We start from the raw sequence: 16975 nt of genomic DNA on the forward strand, positions 1-16975 counted from the left end.
TGTGCGCCCCCCAACACCAACGTCCGGCGGTTCACGCCCGGGTGCAAAACGTATGACCGGATCCCGGTCTGCTGTCCTTCGGTGTGCGTGACAGACACCGCGTAGCCAAGCCGTTTCCTGAAGTCTGGTGTGCCGGACGTCGACCGCCGCAGAGCGGTCAGCCCATCACGGTAGTGTGACCTGTGGCAGGAGCCTGTATGCAGTGTTCAGTTCCGCTGTTCGATGCCGTGCCGTTGATCACCGTGTTCGTCTGCGTCGTCCTGGGTCAGTTGCTCGGGCGAATCAAGTTTGGTCCGATTCAGTTGGGCGGCGTGTGCGGCGCATTGCTCGTCGCGTTGCTCGTCGGGCAAACGGGTTGCATGGTGGAAGGCTCTCTCAAGGATTTCGCATTCGCCCTGTTTATCTTCGCGATGGGCTTTTCCGCCGGGCCGCAGTTCGTTGAAAACCTGAACCTGCGCGGCTTGCGCTTTGGCGTGCTGTCCATCGTCGAAGTGGTCTTCGTGTTCGGCATCGTCATGCTGGCCGTGAATCTCCTCAGTCTCGATCCGGGCACGGCGGGCGGCCTTGCCGCAGGCGCTGCGACCGAGTCGGCGATGGTCGGCACGGCCATCGAGGCACTGAGCCGTCTGGGGCTCGATCCGGCAGCGTTCAAGGCACTACAGGCCAACGTGGTGACCGCTTACACGCTCACGTACGTGTTCGGTCTGATCACCATCGTGCTGTTCACGAATCTGCTGGCCCCGCGTCTGCTGGGCATCGATCTCAAGGCGGAAAGCGCGCGTCTGTCCAAGGAGATGGACGACGAGAACGGCGAATCGCTCGGCACGCCCGCAGCGCCCGATCTGGTCGGGCGCAGCTATCGCGTTGCGCACCCGGGATTGACGGTCGCGTCGCTCGAAGCCTCGCTCGACGCACGCGTCGCCGTGGAGCGGGTGCGGCGGGCAACGGCGCAGGTGCCGGTCGCGCAGGACCTCGCGTTGATGACCGGCGACGAACTCCTGCTCGTGGGCCGGCGCGACGCCATGCTCGACGCCCACGCGCTCGTCGGCCCGGAGGTTGCGGGCACCGAAACGAACGACATCGTGCTCGTGGAGCGCGAGTACGTCATGACGAACAAGGAAGCCGAGGGGCGCACCGTCGCCGATCTGCGACGCGAAGCGCCGGTCGAGTTGCGTCACGGCGTGTTCGTCAAATCCGTCAAACGCATGGGCATGCAGTTGCCCTCGCTCAACAAGATTCCGCTGCAACGCGGCGACATGGTGACGTTGCAAGGCCTGGCGGAAGACGTCGAGCGTGCCGGTGCGGTCATGGGCCAGCCCGTGCCGCACGGTAACAAGACGAGCCTCGTTTTCGTCGGTCTCGCATTGATCGTCGGCCTGTGCATCGGACATATCTCCGTGCACGTCGGCGGCGCGCCCATGACGCTGGGCTCGGGCGGTGGCGCGCTGGTCTCGGGGTTGGCGAGCGGCTGGCTGCTCTCACGCCGCCCGACATGGGGCACGTTTCCCCCGGCGGCTTACGAACTGCTCAAGGATCTCGGGCTGGCGGTGTTCGTGGTGTGTGTCGGGCTGTCGGCAGGGCCGCAGGCGGCCGTGCTGCTGCGTGAACACGGCATGGCGCTGCCGGTCGTCGGGATCTGTGTTTCGCTCATTCCGGCGCTGGTGTCGCTGTGGGTAGGGCACAAGTTGCTGCGCATCGATGGCCCGATTCTGATCGGTGCGATCGCGGGCCAGCAGGCGAGCACGCCGGCCATCAGCGCAGTGGTGCAAACGGCCAACAGCGCATTGCCGGTCGTGGGGTATACGGTGACGTACGCCCTGTCGAACGTGCTGTTGCCATTGATGGGGCCGGCCGTCGTATTCGTCGCCCATCAGTTTTCGCGCTGAAGACGCCTGAAGAGGCCCATCGCGCTGTCGTATCACGTTGCGTTTGAGTCGTCGCGTGCCGGCTCCCCCGCCGGTCGCCGCAATTCTCTTTTGACGGAGGTTCTGCCGTGGAACTGGTGCATACGATTCTCAACCATGTCCCGGAGGTCGCGATTTTTCTGTCGCTCGCCCTCGGGTACGCAATCGGGGCGATCAAGTTCGGCTCGTTCCAGCTAGGCGGCGTGGGTGGTTCGCTGCTGGTGGCCGTGGTCGTCTCACAGATCGGCATCTCGGTCGACGCCGGCGTGAAGAGCATCATGTTCGCGCTGTTCATCTATGCCGTGGGCTACGAAAGCGGCCCGCAATTCTTCAGCTCGCTCTCGCGCAAGACTCTGCGTGAGATCGGCATGGCCGTGTTCCTCGCGGCGTCCGGTCTGGTGACCGTGCTGATCTGCGCCAAGATCTTCGGCTTCGACAAGGGGCTGGCCGCCGGTGTGGCTGGTGGCGGGCTCACGCAGTCGGCCATCATCGGTACGGCGGGCGATGCGATCGCGCGTCTCGGATTGCCGGCCGACGAGGTCAAGCGTCTGCAATCGGAAGTCGCCATCGGCTACGCGGTGACATACATCTTCGGTAGCCTGGGCGCCATCATCGTGTGCGCGTCGCTCGTGCCGAAGCTCATGGGCCGCACCCTCAAGGAAGATGCCAAAAAGGCCGAACTCGCCATGGCCGGTGGCCACGCCGTGCTCTCGGCCGATCAGGTCGACTCGCTGCCGGCGCTCGTGGGTCGCGTGTATCGGGTGACGACCGGCGCCGGTAAGCGCGTGATCGAGATCGAGAAGCAACTGACCGATGGCGTGACTATCGAGCGGTTGCGTCGCAACGGCAAGATCATCATTGCGACCGACGATCTCGTGCTCGAAACGGGCGACGACGTCATGCTCATCGGCCGTCGCGAGACAGCGACCGAGGCGTGGCGCCTGCTCGGCGACGAGCAGCGTCCGTCAGCCGATCTGGATATCCCGTTGCGTATGCAGGAAGTCGTCTTCGCGCGCAAGGGCGGTAATGGCAAGACACTCGGCGAATTGAAGGCCGGTGTCGAGCGTGACGTCAAACACGGGGTGTACATCGCCAAGATCATGCGAATGGGGCAGCCGGTGCCGATTCTCGACGACACGGTCGTGTATCACGGCGACGTCGTCACGTTGTACGGCGCGGACAGCGACGTGCAGCGCGCGGCCAAGGAAGCGGGCTACCCGGTCGCGTATTCGGTCAAAACCGACTACGTGTACATGGGCATCGGCATCGTCTTCGGTTTGCTGATCGGCTATATCGTGGTCAAGGTCGGTGGTATTCCGCTTACGTTGGGCAGCGGCGGCGGTGCGCTGCTCGCGGGGCTGGTGTTCGGCTGGCTGCGCGGCAAACATCCGACCTTCGGGGCGATGCCGCTCGCAGCAAGTTCTTTGCTCAAGGAGTTGGGGCTGGCGACGTTCGTGACCTGCGTGGGTCTGTCCGCCGGCGCCCAGGCCTGGCAGACGTTGCAGCAAAGCGGTCTCTCGATCTTCGTGGCCGGGGTGATCGTCACCATCGTGCCGCTGCTGCTCACGTACCTGTTCGGGCGCTATGTGCTGCGCTACGACAACGTGGCGATTCTGGCCGGTGCGCTGTCCGGCTCGCGCAGCGCCAACCCGGCGTTCGGCGAGATTCTGGACAAGGCCGAGAGCAACGTCCCGACGGTGCCGTTCGCCATCACCTACGCCATCGCCAACGTGCTGCTCACGCTGCTGGGGCCGCTGGTGGTGTCGCTGACGTGACGCGTCAGGAAACGTATCTGAAGTTTTCGTCCCGATTGCCCGTGGCTGTCATGCGTCCCCCCGCAGCACGGAATCGAAATTGGTTGTAAGTGGTTGTTCATGGAGAAATCGCTATGAAATCGAAGGAACTCGACGCACTCGCCAAACTCAGCCCGTTCGAATTCAAGGACACGCTGATCGAACTCGCTCAGGACAATGGCGCGCAGCGCTCGATGCTCAATGCCGGTCGCGGCAACCCGAACTTCCTTGCGCTCGAACCGCGTCATGGCTTCTTCCAACTGGGACTGTTCTCGCTGTCGGAAGCCGATCGTCAGTTCACGTACATGCCGGAAGGCGTCGGTGGTATCCCGCCGGGCAAGGGCATCGAAGCCCGCTGGCAGGATTTCGCCCGTGATAACAAAGACGCCCCGGGCGTGAAGTTCCTGGAGAAGTCGATCTCGTACGTGCGCGACCAGATGGGGCTCGTCGTCGAAGACTTCCTCACGGAGATGGTGCACGGCATTCTCGGTTGTAACTATCCGGTGCCGGACCGTATGCTGCGCAACACGGAAAAGATCTCCGCGAAGTATCTGAAACGCGAAATGGTCGGACGTCATCCGTTCGTGGGCAACTTCGACCTGTTCGCGGTCGAAGGCGGCACGGCAGCCATGACGTATCTCTTCAACACGCTCAAGACGAACCATCTGCTGCAAGCCGGCGACTCCATCGCGCTGGGCATGCCGATCTTCACGCCGTACATCGAGATTCCGGAACTGGCGGACTATCAGCTTCACGAAGTGAATCTGAACGCCGATCCGGAACTGGGCTGGCAGTATTCGAAGAAGGAACTCGACAAGCTGCTCGACCCGAAGATCAAGGCGTTCTTCCTCGTGAACCCGAGCAACCCGCCGTCCGTCAAGCTCGACGACGCGTCGCTCGATCACCTCGCCGCCATCGTCAAGAAGCGCCCGGACCTGATCATCCTCACCGATGACGTGTACGGCACGTTTGCCGACGACTTCCGCTCGCTGTTCGCGATTGCGCCGTACAACACGATCCTCGTCTATTCGTACTCGAAGTACTTCGGGGCGACCGGCTGGCGCCTCGGTGCGATCGCCACGCACGAGAAGAACGTGTTCGACGACAAGATCGCCAAGTTGCCCAAGGCGCAGCGCGACGGGCTCAATGCGCGGTACTCGTCGATCACGACGGAGCCGGAAAAGCTCAAGTTCATCGACCGTCTGGTCGCCGATAGCCGCGCCGTGGCGCTCAACCACACGGCGGGTCTGTCCACGCCTCAGCAGGTGCAACTGGCGCTGTTCTCGCTGTTCTGCCTGATGGACGAGCCGGACGCCTACAAGCATGCGGTCAAGCGCATCATCCGTCGCCGCAAGACAGCCATGTATCGCGCCGCAGGCATTGCGGACGAGGTCGGGCCGAACACCGTCGACTACTACAACATCCTCGATCTGGAGGTGTTGGGTACGAAGATCTACGGCAAGGCGTTCGTGGACTGGTTCATGAAGAACATCGATCCGTCGGAGGTGCTGTTCCGTCTGGCGAAGGAAAGCGGCGTAGTGCTGCTGCCGGGGCGCGGCTTCGGCACGCTGCATCCGTCGGGTCGTGTCTCGCTCGCGAACCTCAACGAGCCCGACTACATCCAGATCGGCGCGACGGTGCGCAAGCTCATGGACGAATACAACGAACGCTTCCTCGCCGGCGGCAGCAAGGGCGGCAAGAAGAAGTAACGCCCGATAGCGCGATGCCCGGATGCCCGGGCATTGCCGGACGATCATGATGGCGTTGTCCTTCGTCCTCCGACGAGGGACGGCGGCATCGGCTGGCCCCCCCTCGATCGCCCCTCCATGGCGATCGACCATTGCCCGGGAACCACCTTCCCGGGCTTTTTTTGTGATGTGAAATCACAAAATAAAATGCCCGCACGAGGCGGGCAAAAATCACTACAGGGGAAGTCACGCGATATGAGTGGCAACCGGGTGAAAGAGTTCCCCGATCTTTTTGCGTGTTTCGTGACTGGCAGAGCGTCATCCGATCGACGTAAAATAGCCCCTTGTCGCTACAGCACCCCCTCATGTCGAATGCGGCGCGCGCCGCCGGCGGACGGCATCAGCGTGGGGTGGGATTTTCGGGTGTCGAATGTCGGAAAAGCCGGTCGTGCGGAGTCGCCTCCTGCTGGCCGCGTGCCTGAGTACCGGGTTATCGGTTTCGGTGGGTGCGCACGCACAATCTTTGTTCTCGGATCCTGATCCGCCATGTTTCACTGAGCAGAACGCTGTGTCCTACGGATTGTGGGACCGCGGGCTGGCACCTCAGTATTTCGTACCGCCGCCTCCGCCTCCGCCGCCGGCAGCCACGGCGCAGCCTGTGACCCAGGACCCTGGCGCGGCGACCGACCCCATTGCCTTGTTCGCCGGTGACGACCCCGGCGCGGTCGCGGCGACGCTCGACCGCGAGGCCGCACAACGTGCAGCGGCTGCTGCCACGGCAGCGGCAGTGCCGTCCACCGCTTCCGGCGCAGAGGCCGATCCGTCACAAACGGCCGCCAGTGCCTCCAGCGGGGACGAAGTCGCCAGTGCGGCCTCGGCCGAGGTTCAGCCGCCCCCGCCACCCTCGCCACCGCTTCCTGCCGCCGACTTTGCCGTCGCTCCGGAACTGAGTGCGGATGGCACGGCGATCTCTGCGGTCGACATCGACGCCGCAGCCTCTGCCGCTGCTGCGGCGCCCGAGACACCCCCGCCGGCCCCTGACGTCGCGCCGCCCAACGCGTTTCTTGCGCGCGCTTCATGCCTGCGTGGGATGCCGCGTCACGAGAGTTTCGCGAACCGCAACATCCGCATGCTGATGCGTCGCGGGCTGGTGGTGCGCGACGACCAGTTGCCGCTCATCGCCACGCGCAGCCGCACGCCGGGCGAAGGGGCGGTTGGCTTTCAGGTGCTCAACGAGCGTCCCTACCAGTTCAACCTCGGCATGAACAACAGCGGCATGACGACCACGGGCAAGATGCAGGGCACGGCGAACCTGCTCATGAATAACCCGCTCGGCATGTACGGCAAGTTCAATACGACGGTCAGTCAGGATCTTCAGAATGCGCGCCGCGACGCGACCAATCGCGACCTGACGGCGAACTACTCGATGCCGCTCGATGCGGACTGGACCGTCGGCGTGACGGGCACGACCAACGCCGCGACGGATCAGATCGCGACCGGCACGACACAGACGCAGACGTTGCAATGGCGAGTGCGCCGGGCGTTCGATGTGACGTCCAACGGCACGACGGGCGTGGAGCTGCGCTACAACCGCAGCCGTACGGAAGATCCGAACGCGCTGCACACCTATGACAGCTATGCGGAAGTCGGGCTGAGCCACACCCATTATCTCGGGACGTCGAAGCTCGACCTGTCGGTCATGCAGCGCCTGAACGCGCCCTGGATGCCGTCGTCAGGCGGTCCGCCCGGGTGGTCCTACCGCTTCCAGTCGATCGACGCGAAGCTCACCGTGCCGTTCTGACGAAGTCCATCACGGTATCGAGCGATACCGTTCTCCTGAGCGTTGCCGGCATGTCCGCGAAATGCTCGTCCTCCCCGAACAGAATCACGGGCTTGCCGTAATGCACGGCGAGCTCGATCTCGTTGCGCGTGCCGTGATTGCCGGGCAGAGCGACGATGACGTCGCTCGACATTACGTTGATGTGATTGCGCGAGAACGTTCCCGGCGGCGCATCGGGCAGATGACGCGGGAGCGGACTGACGATCGTGACTTCGACGAAAGCATTCGGATAGCCGGGCAGGGCGCGGAAGATGCCGTTGTCGTCCGCCTGTGTCGGCACGACGCCGATGCTGCGCCCCGCGCGCTGCGGCACGGCGCAGAATGCCTCGCTCACGCTGGTCATCACCCCCTGTCCGCCGCCGGTGAGCAGATGGTAGCCGGCGAGCGCGAGCGCACGCCCGAGCGGCACCGCAAGTTCGGGCCACGGCTGTTTGCCGGAACCCATGACACCGATGGTCTTGGGATGCAGGGAAGGAGTCATGTCGACGAGAGAGACGGGCAGGGTGGACAGGCGCTGAGCGTTGCCGATGATAACCGAGCATGACCGGGGGATGGGGACGGACCGAATGCGGGATCGACGTGGGAGGTGCAGTAGCGCGATACCGCTACAAAGCACGCGGGCAAAAAAAACCCGCCGGGTTGGCGGGTGAGGAAGCAGGCCTCCCACGGGGAAGTGAAAGCCTGGTCTCGCGAGGTGTTTGCAAGACCCGTGTAGTATCGTGATCCAGACGCTTGTTGGCTATGGGCTAAGTCCTAAAGTGCGTGTAAGACGCTTTCCAATTCCGTTTCCTAACCTTTCTGACGTTCCCGGGGCGATAGATGACCGAACCAACCGAAACCACACCGGCCAGTGCCGCCCAGATTGCCGCCATGAAGGCGCTGCGCACGGCGCTGCTTGCCCAGCACAAGGTGCTGATCGACTATGACCGTCAGCAATACGAAGCAGTTTTCGGTCCCGTACCGACCGGCCGCTTCGTGCAACTGTTCACCGAAGACCCATGGTTCCGCTGGCTCGATCCGCTCTCGCGACTGATCGTCGCACTCGACGAGTGGCAGGAACAGGAGCCGCCGCAGCACGACGCCGGCATCGCGCTTGCCGACGAAGCGGCGAAGCTGTTCCGCCACACGGACAAGGAGTTCGGTGAGCGATACCTGCTGGCGTTGCAGAAGGCGCCGGAGGCCGGGTTTGGTCAGGGCAAGGTGGTCGCAGCACTGCGCGCGGTGCCGCAGTCGCCTGCTGCGACGGACGATGCAAAAGATGACGCCTGAGCGCGCCTTGCCTCACGGAAAGTAAGAAGGAGCCCGATCTGTCGGCAAACGAGGGATCAGGCCATTGAGCAGGGAGGGGGCAGACCGTCAAGCCGAATATTTGTTCCGTGTCTGATCGTTTTTTGAGCAAGGCTCTTGACAGCCCCTGTTCATGGGGCGTTTGAGAAGGCGGTGTCAGGTTATCCAAGGGGTTATCCACAAAGGGTGTGGACAACTTTCCGGTGTCTGGCCCGACGGCAATCGAGACGGCTGGCTCTATGGCAAACGCGCGAGCGCTGCGACAATGACGCCTTTGCCCTTGGTCGGACGCCGGCGTTGTCAGTCGTTTTCCGACATCCCGCTGCGTCCGGATCGACATGACCACCACACCCATCGTGCTACTGGTGCTGCTCTCAGCACTGATGCACGCCACCTGGAACGCTTTCCTCCACGCAAGTCCCGATCGTGTCTGGCAAGTCGGCATGATGGCGGTGCCGCAGTTGATCGCCGCGCTCATCGGCATCGCCTTGCTGCCCGCACCGCCGATGCAGGTCTGGCCGCTCATCGCGCTGTCCGCGTGCGCGCAGGTGGCATACACGGCGGCGCTCATTCGTGCGTATCGCGTCGGTGAGTTCGGGCAGATCTATCCCATCGCGCGCGGCATCTCCCCGTTGCTCATTTCGGGAGCGGCGCTGCTGTTGGCCGGAGAGATGCCTCGCTGGATGGCCGTCGCGGGCATTGTCTGCATCTGTACGGGCATTCTCTCGCTTGCCTTGCGCGGGCGGCGCTTCTCCGGCGATAGCGTGCCGGCCGCCTTGCTGACCGGCGTATTCATCGCGGCCTACACGATCATCGATGGCTTCGGTGTGCGCCTGTCGAACGGCAACGGGTTCGCCTATATCGCGTGGGCGTATCTATGCGCGGGGGTGCCGCTAGTGGGGGCGGTGTGGACGTTACGCGGAGGCTGGCGCGGCATGTTCCTCGCGCCGCCGCGCAGGGTGGCCGAGGCGCTGGGCGCGGGGATCGTCGCGCCGTGCGCTTACGGCATGGTGGTCTTCGCGCTGCAATACCTGCCGATGGGTGTGGTGTCGGCGCTGCGCGAGTCGAGCGCCATCTTCGCGGTGCTGCTGGGCTGGCTGTTCCTGCGGGAAAAACTCAACGCCCGCCGGCTCGTGGCTTGCAGCCTCGTGGTCGGCGGTGCGGTACTCATCAAGCTCGGCGCCTGACTCAGGCACGCGGCCACAGTTCGGCGCGATGTGCGGTGATCGCCGCCACGACGATCTCACGCATGCCGTGGCCGTCGGTCGCTTCGAGGTGTTCGAGAATCGTCATGCGCATACGTGGCGCCCAGAAGCGGCGCAGGTGGCCCGCGATGTTCTCGAGCGCTTCGCTGCGATCGGGCATCGTCTCGAAAAAATCCCCGATCTGATTGGCCATCTTGACCAGATTGTCGGTGTCCATGTGCTGTCTCGTCCCCTGTGATCGTTCTGCTGCGAAGTGTTGGCGTGCGTTGGCGTGCGCTTGCGTGAGTCCCTGCGGGTATGGCCAATCTCGCGTCCGCCGCACCGTCCGTTGGCATTCGACGGTGAGGCTCGCCGGCACTGTGCAGCCCTCCCGGCGCCGGACGCGGATTGTTCCTTGCCGCGCGCGGCATCGTCGTTCGACGAAACCGCGCGCCTTGTTGCATTACTACATGACTGCGTAAGTTGCGACGTTCGTCGCGTCCTCAGTTCGGGCTGGCTTCCGTCTGCGCGTGACCGAGGAAGGCTTCCTGCTGGCGATTGAAGTCCGAGTACTGACGCTGCCATTCCGAAGGCTGTGCCACCGGCGACACCTGAACGGCCGTCACCTTGTACTCGGGGCAGTTCGTCGCCCAGTCCGAGTTGTCCGTGGTGATGACGTTCGCCCCCGATTCCGGGAAGTGGAACGTCGTGTACACCACGCCCGGCTGCATACGGTCGCTCACGATCGCGCGCAACACCGTCTCGCCCGCACGGCTCTGGATGCCGACCCAGTCGCCGTCCTTGATCCCGCGTTCTTCGGCGTCGTGCGGATGGAGTTCGAGACGGTCTTCGCTGTGCCAGTGGTTGTTGTCCGTACGACGCGTTTGCGCACCGACGTTGTACTGCGACAGGATCCGCCCGGTCGTGAGGATGAGCGGGAAGCGGCGCGTGACCTTCTCGTCCGTCGGCACGTACTGTGTGATGAGGAACTTGCCCTTGCCGCGCACGAACTCGTCGATATGCATGACGGGCGTGCCGTCCGGCGCGTCATCGTTACACGGCCATTGCACGCTGCCTACGCGATCGAGCTTTTCGTAGCTTACGCCCGTGAACGTCGGCGTGAGACGTGCGATCTCGTCCATGATTTCCGACGGGTGGGAGTAGTTCATCTCGTAGCCCAGACGCTTCGCGAGCTGGATCGTGACTTCCCAGTCGGCGTAACCGGCGCGCGGCGGCATGACCTGACGCACGCGCGAGATACGGCGCTCGGCGTTGGTGAACGTGCCGTCCTTCTCCAGGAACGACGAACCCGGCAGCAGCACGTGGGCATACTTCGCAGTTTCGTTCAGGAAGATGTCCTGCACGACGATGCACTCCATCTGCTCAAGCGCATGCGTGACGTGTTGCGTGTTCGGGTCCGACTGCACGATGTCTTCGCCCTGGCAGTACAGGCCCATGAAGGTGCCTGCGAGTGCGGCGTCGAACATGTTCGGAATGCGCAGGCCCGGTTCGGCTTGCAATTCGACGCCCCATTCGGCTTCGAACAGCGCACGTGCGCTCGAATCCGACACGTGACGGTAGCCCGGCAGTTCGTGCGGGAAGGCGCCCATGTCGCACGAGCCCTGCACGTTGTTCTGACCGCGCAGCGGGTTCACGCCTACGCCTTCACGACCGATGTTGCCGGTGACCATCGACAGGTTGGCGATGCCGATCACCGTCGTCGAGCCTTGTGCGTGTTCCGTGACACCCAGGCCGTAGTAAATCGCTGCGTTACCGCCGGTGGCGTACAGACGTGCGGCACCGCGCACGAGATGCGCCGGCACGCCGGTCTGGGCTTGCGTGGCTTCCGGCGAGTTCTCGGCGCGCGAGATGAAGTCGCGCCATTGCTGGAAGGCACGGTCTTCGCAACGCTCGGCGATGAAGTCGTCGGCCATCAGGCCTTCGGTGACGATCACGTGCGCCAGCGCGTTGACCATGGCGACGTTCGTGCCCGGGCGCAGTTGCAGGTGATACTCGGCCTGGATGTGCGGGCTCTTGACCAGATCGATACGGCGCGGGTCGATCACGATCAGCTTTGCGCCTTCGCGCAGACGCTTCTTCATGCGCGAGCCGAACACCGGGTGACCATCGGTCGGGTTCGCACCCATCACGAGAATCACGTCGGAATGCTCGACCGACTTGAACGTCTGCGTACCGGCCGATTCGCCAAGCGTGGCCTTCAGACCGTAGCCGGTCGGCGAGTGGCAGACGCGGGCGCAGGTGTCGACGTTGTTGTTGCCGAACGCGGCGCGCACCAGCTTCTGCACGAGGTAGTCTTCTTCGTTCGTGCAACGCGACGACACGAGGCCGCCGATGGAGTCACGTCCGTACTTGGCCTGAATGCGCTTGAATTCCGATGCTGCGTAATCGAGCGCTTCGTCCCACGACACTTCCTGCCACGGATCGGTGATCTTCTTGCGGATCTTGGGCGTGAGAATGCGGTCCTTGTGCGTGGCGTAGCCCCAGGCGAAGCGGCCCTTCACGCAGGCATGGCCTTCGTTGGCCTGACCGTCCTTGTGCGGCACCATGCGCACGACTTCGTTGCCCTTCATCTCCGCCTTGAACGAGCAGCCCACGCCGCAATAGGCGCAGGTGGTGATCTTGGCGTGCTCGGCCTGACCGAGATGGATCACCGACTTTTCCTGCAACGTCGCGGTCGGGCAGGCGGCCACGCAGGCGCCGCACGATACGCATTCCGAATCCATGAACGGCTGGTCCTGACCCGGTGAGACGCGCGCTTCGAAGCCACGACCCGAGATCGTCAGCGCGAACGTGCCCTGGGTTTCCTCGCAGGCGCGCACGCAGCGGTTACAGACGATGCACTTCGAGGCGTCGTAGGTGAAGTAGGGGTTCGACTCGTCCTTCTGGCTGTCGAAGTGGTTCGCGCCGTCGAAGCCGTAGCGCACTTCGCGCAGGCCCGTGACGCCGGCCATGTCCTGCAATTCGCAGTCGCCGTTGGCGGCGCACGTGAGGCAGTCGAGCGGGTGGTCGGAGATGTAGAGCTCCATCACGCCCTTGCGCAGTTCCTGGAGCTTCGGCGATTGCGTGCGCACCTTCATGCCGGGTTCGACCGGCGTGGTGCACGACGCGGGGAAGCCGCGACGGCCTTCGATTTCAACCAGACACAGACGGCACGAGCCGAACGGCTCCAGCGAGTCGGTCGCGCACAGCTTGGGGACGTTCACGCCGCCTTCGGACGCTGCGCGCATGATCGACGTGCCGGCAGGCACGGTGATCTGTTCGCCGTCGATCTCCAGCGTGACTTCCTTGGTCGATTCGCGGCGCGGGGTGCCGTAATCCTTTTCAAACATCGGATCCATCATGATCGGGGGTCTCCTAGGCGGCCTTGGTCGGCAGGTTCGACGATTCGGCCGCGCCGAAGTCTTCTGGGAAATGGTTCAGCGCAGACAGCACGGGGTAGGGCGTCATGCCGCCCATGGCGCACAGCGAGCCGTTGAGCATCGTGTCGCACAGGTCGCGCAGCAGCTTGATCTGCTTGGGACGGTCGCGACCGTCGATGATCTTGTCCATCACTTCGACGCCGCGCGTCGAGCCGATGCGGCACGGCGTGCACTTGCCGCACGATTCGATGGTGCAGAACTCCATCGCGTAGCGGGCGAGTTTGGCGAGATCGACGGTGTCGTCGTGCGCCACGATGCCGCCGTGACCGAGCACGGCCCAGTGCGCAGCGAACGCTTCGTAGTCGAGCGGCGTGTCCCACTGCGATTCGGGCAGATAGGAGCCGAGCGGGCCGCCGACCTGCACCGCGCGCAGCGGGCGTCCGGTGATGGCGCCGCCGCCGTAGTCGTACAGGATTTCGCGCAGCGTTACGCCGAAAGCCTTCTCGATGAGGCCGCCGTATTTGATGTTGCCTGCGAGCTGGATGGGCAGCGTGCCGCGCGAGCGGCCCATGCCGAAGTTCTTATAAAAGTCGGCGCCGCGATCCATGATGATCGGCACCGACGCCAGCGAGATCACGTTGTTGATGACCGTCGGCAAGCCGAAGAGGCCTTCGATCGCGGGCAGCGGCGGCTTGGCGCGCACCACACCGCGCTTGCCTTCGAGACTCTCGAGCAGCGCCGTTTCTTCGCCGCAGACGTACGCGCCAGCGGCCTTGCGCACTTCGAGGTGGAAGGTCTTGCCCGAGCCGAGAATGTCCTCGCCGAGATAGCCGGCCTTGTTGGCGTTGACGATCGCTTCGTTCAGCACGTCGATCGAGTGCGGATACTCGCTGCGCACGTAGATATAGCCGCGCGTCGCACCCACGGCGACACCGGCAATCGTCATGCCTTCCACGAGTACGAGCGGATCGCCTTCCATCAACATGCGGTCGGCGAAGGTGCCCGAATCGCCTTCGTCGGCGTTGCAGACGATGTACTTCTGCGCGGCCGGCGTGTTCAGCACCGTCTTCCATTTGATGCCGGTCGGGAACGCTGCACCGCCGCGACCGCGCAGGCCGGAGTCGGTGACTTGCGTGACGATGGCCGCGCCGTCCAGTGCGAGCGCGTTGCGCAGACCGCGATAGCCGTCGTGCGCGACGTAGTCGTCGACCGAGACGGGATCGGTGATGCCCACGCGGGCGAACGTCAGACGTTCCTGCTTCTTGAAGTACGGAATCTCTTCGGTCAGGCCAAGGGCGAGCGGATGATCGCCGCCAGCGGTGACGTTGGCGTCGAACAGGCTGGCGACATCATCGACCTCGACCGGACCGTAAGCGACACGACCGGCGGGCGTGACGACTTCGAGCAGCGGTTCGAGCCAGAGCATGCCGCGCGTGCCGTTGCGCACCAGCTCGATGTCGATGCCGCGCTCGGCGGCTTGTGCCGTGATGGCTTCGGCGACTTCGTCGGCGCCCAGCGCGAGGGCGGCGGAGTCACGCGGCAGATAGAGGCGCACCTTGCTGGCGTTCGGGGACTGGCTCATACGGCATCCTTGGCGCGGGCGACCAGACGGTCGAATTTCTCGGGGGTGACGCGCGCGTGCAGCTTGTCGTCGATGGTGATGGCGGGGGAGGTGGCGCACTGCCCGAGGCAAAACACGGGTTCGAGTGCGACATCGCCGCTGTGGCTGTGCATCGCGCAACCCAGCACGCGCTCGGCGTGAGCCACGAGTGCATCGGCGCCCATGCTCTGACACGCCTCGGCGCGACAGATCTGAACGACGTGTCGCGGCGGCGGGCTGGTGCGGAAGTGGTGATAGAACGTGATCACGCCATGCACTTCGGCGCGAGACAGGTTGAGGGCGTTGGCGATGACGGACACGGCATCCGGGGGAACGTAGCCGAAAGCTTCCTGAACGTCATGGAAGATCGGCAGAAGGGGGCCTTCCTGAGCTGCATGAGCGTCCAGAATCGCTTGCACCGTCGCGATGGAAAAAGCCTCGCGCATGGCTGATGTCTCCTGTTTGGTGCACTGAGGGGAACCGCGCACCTGAGGGTGGTTATATGTTCTTTTCCTGCCCCGGGGCGAGAGACCCATTGGTCGCATGCGGCGACGCTGCTCGGGTCTAGCGATCAGCGCGACGCCGCATGAACGTGCGACACATAGCCCCCACCATATGTCGCACGGGCTCGGCCTCTCGCCCGTTGCTTACTTCGTCAACCTTCGGTCAGTATGTGAAACACGATATATCATATACGGTATACGTGCAATAGCTCGGCAAGCGGATTTGCAGGATCGTTTACCCGGAGTTCCGGGAGGGAGAAATACGCGGGGAAAGGCGATGCGCGACAGGGGATGGCGACGGTGCAAACGTCACGCCGCAGAGGCGTGCGAACGCGTGGGGCGAGCCAAAGAAAAAAGCCAGCGACCGTGAGGTGTCGCTGGCTTTTTTACGCGGCGCGCAGGTGTGCCGGTTGAGCGCTCAGAGCGGTCAGTCGCTTATTCGAGGAAGTCGCAGTGTTCTTCGACGAAGGCGGCCAGCCCGAGGGTGTGGTCCCGCGCGAGCTTCTCGGCGAGTTCCGTATCGCGCTTTTCGAGCGCGGTGATGATCTTCAGGTGATCGACGATCGAGCGCGCTGCCCGGTCGTTCTGAGCGATCGTCACCTTGCGGATGGCGCGCACGTGAATGAACAGGTTCTTGATCGTGTTGGCGATCGCTTGCGAGCCGCCGAGATTGATCAGTGCCTGGTGGAAGTCGATGTTCGCGTCCGAATACTCTTCGATGTGATCGGTCGGCGGCGCATTGACGAACTCGTCGAACAGATGACGCAGCTTGGCGATCTCTTCGTCGCTCGCATTCAGCGTGGCCAGACGCGCGGACATCCCTTCGAGGGCGGCCCACATCTGAATCATCTCCACGATTTCGCGCCTGGTCTTGCGGATGATAAAGATGCCCCGGCGTGGCACCGTGCGGAGAAAACCTTCTTGTTCCAGCAAGGTCATGGCTTCGCGAATCGGGGTGCGTGAAACGCCAAGCACCTGGATGAGCTGGCGCTCATCCAGGCGAATTTCTTCCTTCTGGTTATAGATGTCCGCGTCGGCGATGGCTTTTTTCAGCAGCGCATACGCCTGATTACGAAAACTCGTAGTGGTGTCGATCGGCTCCAGTGCGAGTGGCGTCACGCGCACCGGAGTTGGGGTGATCAGGGACATGCAATAGTCTCCTAGGTATTACGGCCCCTTCAGAGGCGCAATGCTTGCTGCCCCACGATGGTGGCCGGCTTCGTGACGAGTTTACCCGATTCGTTTGCCTGCGTGGTTTCCGCCAGGTAAGCGAAACGGCCATTCGTTTCGGCCTTTTCGAGCATCTTGGCGGGCAGAGCGACGAACAGATGAACCATCGCGACACCGGCGGCGAGGGCGGAAGCCAGGGCAAGCAGAGTAAGGGCAGCGACTAACATGGTGAGACTCCAGATAAAAGTTGACGAGTAGTAATGTGGGGGAGAACTTGCTTTGCATTGTATGTCGCGCCGCAACAAGTCTCAAGATATACCACATACCGAATATCAAAATTCATCGTTTTTCGGGACGTTCTTCACGTCACGCTGCGCTTACACGGCTCGGATTTGTCTCTTTTTCCGATAGTGCTGGGCGGGTCGGATCAGGTCGGTTATGGCGATGAACCTCCTCGGAAGCCCGTCTGGCTTGCAATGATGTGGATTTCGGGACGCCAGGGGCGCACGCAGTTTTCGATGGTTCGGATCACGCTTTCGGGGTGGGGCAAATGCACGTTATTGCGTTGCCGCGAAACCACATCCGGTAATGCCTGCATGTCCCGGACAAAGGCCGTGTTTCCGGCA

At 63.4% G+C, this 16975-nt stretch carries 13 protein-coding genes; 6 read left to right on the forward strand and 7 right to left on the reverse strand.

The window, feature by feature from the left end:
• The first annotated feature begins 197 nt into the window (after nt 1-197).
• The 4 genes from aspT (PCA20602_RS14010) (at nt 198) to PCA20602_RS14025 (ending at nt 7186) form a co-directional block, all read left to right on the forward strand.
• A complete protein-coding gene (gene aspT / locus PCA20602_RS14010) occupies nt 198-1886 on the forward strand; it encodes an aspartate-alanine antiporter (protein ID WP_150721753.1) in 1689 nt (562 codons plus the stop codon).
• Nucleotides 1887-1993: 107 nt separating this feature from the next.
• Nucleotides 1994-3679, forward strand: coding sequence for an aspartate-alanine antiporter (aspT, locus tag PCA20602_RS14015; protein ID WP_150721754.1), 1686 nt, complete (start codon nt 1994-1996; stop codon nt 3677-3679).
• Between the two features lie 113 nt (nt 3680-3792).
• On the forward strand, nt 3793-5406 hold the full coding sequence (locus tag PCA20602_RS14020) for a bifunctional aspartate transaminase/aspartate 4-decarboxylase (RefSeq protein WP_150721755.1): 1614 nt from the start codon (nt 3793-3795) through the stop codon (nt 5404-5406).
• 637 nt (nt 5407-6043) lie between these two features.
• Complete coding sequence (locus PCA20602_RS14025; protein WP_150721756.1) at nt 6044-7186, forward strand: ShlB/FhaC/HecB family hemolysin secretion/activation protein; 1143 nt, start codon at nt 6044-6046, stop codon at nt 7184-7186.
• On the opposite strand, the gene PCA20602_RS14030 is transcribed toward PCA20602_RS14025, so the two are convergent.
• Nucleotides 7170-7706: an SLOG cluster 4 domain-containing protein gene (locus tag PCA20602_RS14030; protein ID WP_246182161.1), complete on the reverse strand. Its 537-nt coding sequence runs from the start codon at nt 7704-7706 to the stop codon at nt 7170-7172. The genes PCA20602_RS14025 and PCA20602_RS14030 overlap by 17 nt on opposite strands.
• A gap of 338 nt (nt 7707-8044) precedes the next feature.
• Here PCA20602_RS14030 and PCA20602_RS14035 point away from each other — a divergent pair, with 338 nt between their 5' ends.
• Together PCA20602_RS14035 and PCA20602_RS14040 are read left to right on the forward strand one after the other, a co-directional pair.
• Nucleotides 8045-8494, forward strand: a complete 450-nt coding sequence (locus PCA20602_RS14035; RefSeq protein ID WP_150721757.1) for a hypothetical protein — start codon at nt 8045-8047, stop codon at nt 8492-8494.
• A gap of 356 nt (nt 8495-8850) precedes the next feature.
• The gene (locus PCA20602_RS14040) at nt 8851-9699 is read left to right on the forward strand and encodes an EamA family transporter (RefSeq protein ID WP_150721758.1); all 849 of its coding nucleotides are present in this window, start codon (nt 8851-8853) and stop codon (nt 9697-9699) included.
• A 1-nt stretch (nt 9700) separates the two neighbouring features.
• On the opposite strand, the gene PCA20602_RS14045 is transcribed toward PCA20602_RS14040, so the two are convergent.
• The 6 genes from PCA20602_RS14045 to PCA20602_RS14070 all read right to left on the reverse strand — a co-directional run bounded on the left by PCA20602_RS14045 (nt 9701) and on the right by PCA20602_RS14070 (nt 16576).
• Nucleotides 9701-9934, reverse strand: a complete 234-nt coding sequence (locus tag PCA20602_RS14045; RefSeq protein ID WP_069343430.1) for a formate dehydrogenase subunit delta — start codon at nt 9932-9934, stop codon at nt 9701-9703.
• 265 nt (nt 9935-10199) lie between these two features.
• A complete protein-coding gene (gene fdhF / locus PCA20602_RS14050; RefSeq protein ID WP_150721759.1) occupies nt 10200-13058 on the reverse strand; it encodes a formate dehydrogenase subunit alpha in 2859 nt (952 codons plus the stop codon).
• Between the two features lie 13 nt (nt 13059-13071).
• The gene (locus PCA20602_RS14055; protein WP_150721760.1) at nt 13072-14658 is read right to left on the reverse strand and encodes a formate dehydrogenase beta subunit; all 1587 of its coding nucleotides are present in this window, start codon (nt 14656-14658) and stop codon (nt 13072-13074) included.
• A complete protein-coding gene (locus PCA20602_RS14060) occupies nt 14655-15122 on the reverse strand; it encodes a formate dehydrogenase subunit gamma (protein WP_150721761.1) in 468 nt (155 codons plus the stop codon). The genes PCA20602_RS14055 and PCA20602_RS14060 overlap by 4 nt, the downstream gene beginning before the upstream one ends.
• Before the next feature lie 492 nt (nt 15123-15614).
• Nucleotides 15615-16328 carry a GntR family transcriptional regulator gene (locus PCA20602_RS14065; RefSeq protein WP_150721762.1) on the reverse strand — a complete coding sequence of 238 codons (714 nt, stop codon included), beginning with the start codon at nt 16326-16328 and terminating at the stop codon, nt 15615-15617.
• Between the two features lie 29 nt (nt 16329-16357).
• Nucleotides 16358-16576 (reverse strand): hypothetical protein, encoded by a 219-nt coding sequence (locus tag PCA20602_RS14070; protein WP_069343425.1) that lies wholly within the window; start codon nt 16574-16576, stop codon nt 16358-16360.
• Between the last annotated feature and the right edge of the window lie 399 nt (nt 16577-16975).

Origin of the sequence: Pandoraea capi (assembly GCF_902459735.1) — a bacterium.
In the GTDB taxonomy this organism is placed as follows: Bacteria; Pseudomonadota; Gammaproteobacteria; order Burkholderiales; family Burkholderiaceae; genus Pandoraea; species Pandoraea capi.

Coding starts and splice junctions, on each gene's coding strand:
- PCA20602_RS14030 (WP_246182161.1), bottom strand. CDS start 7,706: ATGACTCCTTCCCTGCATCCCAAGACCATCGGTGTCATGGGTTCCGGC.
- aspT (WP_150721753.1), top strand. CDS start 198: ATGCAGTGTTCAGTTCCGCTGTTCGATGCCGTGCCGTTGATCACCGTG.
- PCA20602_RS14045 (WP_069343430.1), bottom strand. CDS start 9,934: ATGGACACCGACAATCTGGTCAAGATGGCCAATCAGATCGGGGATTTT.
- fdhF (WP_150721759.1), bottom strand. CDS start 13,058: ATGATGGATCCGATGTTTGAAAAGGATTACGGCACCCCGCGCCGCGAA.
- PCA20602_RS14035 (WP_150721757.1), top strand. CDS start 8,045: ATGACCGAACCAACCGAAACCACACCGGCCAGTGCCGCCCAGATTGCC.
- PCA20602_RS14065 (WP_150721762.1), bottom strand. CDS start 16,328: ATGTCCCTGATCACCCCAACTCCGGTGCGCGTGACGCCACTCGCACTG.
- PCA20602_RS14055 (WP_150721760.1), bottom strand. CDS start 14,658: ATGAGCCAGTCCCCGAACGCCAGCAAGGTGCGCCTCTATCTGCCGCGT.
- PCA20602_RS14020 (WP_150721755.1), top strand. CDS start 3,793: ATGAAATCGAAGGAACTCGACGCACTCGCCAAACTCAGCCCGTTCGAA.
- PCA20602_RS14070 (WP_069343425.1), bottom strand. CDS start 16,576: ATGTTAGTCGCTGCCCTTACTCTGCTTGCCCTGGCTTCCGCCCTCGCC.
- PCA20602_RS14040 (WP_150721758.1), top strand. CDS start 8,851: ATGACCACCACACCCATCGTGCTACTGGTGCTGCTCTCAGCACTGATG.
- PCA20602_RS14060 (WP_150721761.1), bottom strand. CDS start 15,122: ATGCGCGAGGCTTTTTCCATCGCGACGGTGCAAGCGATTCTGGACGCT.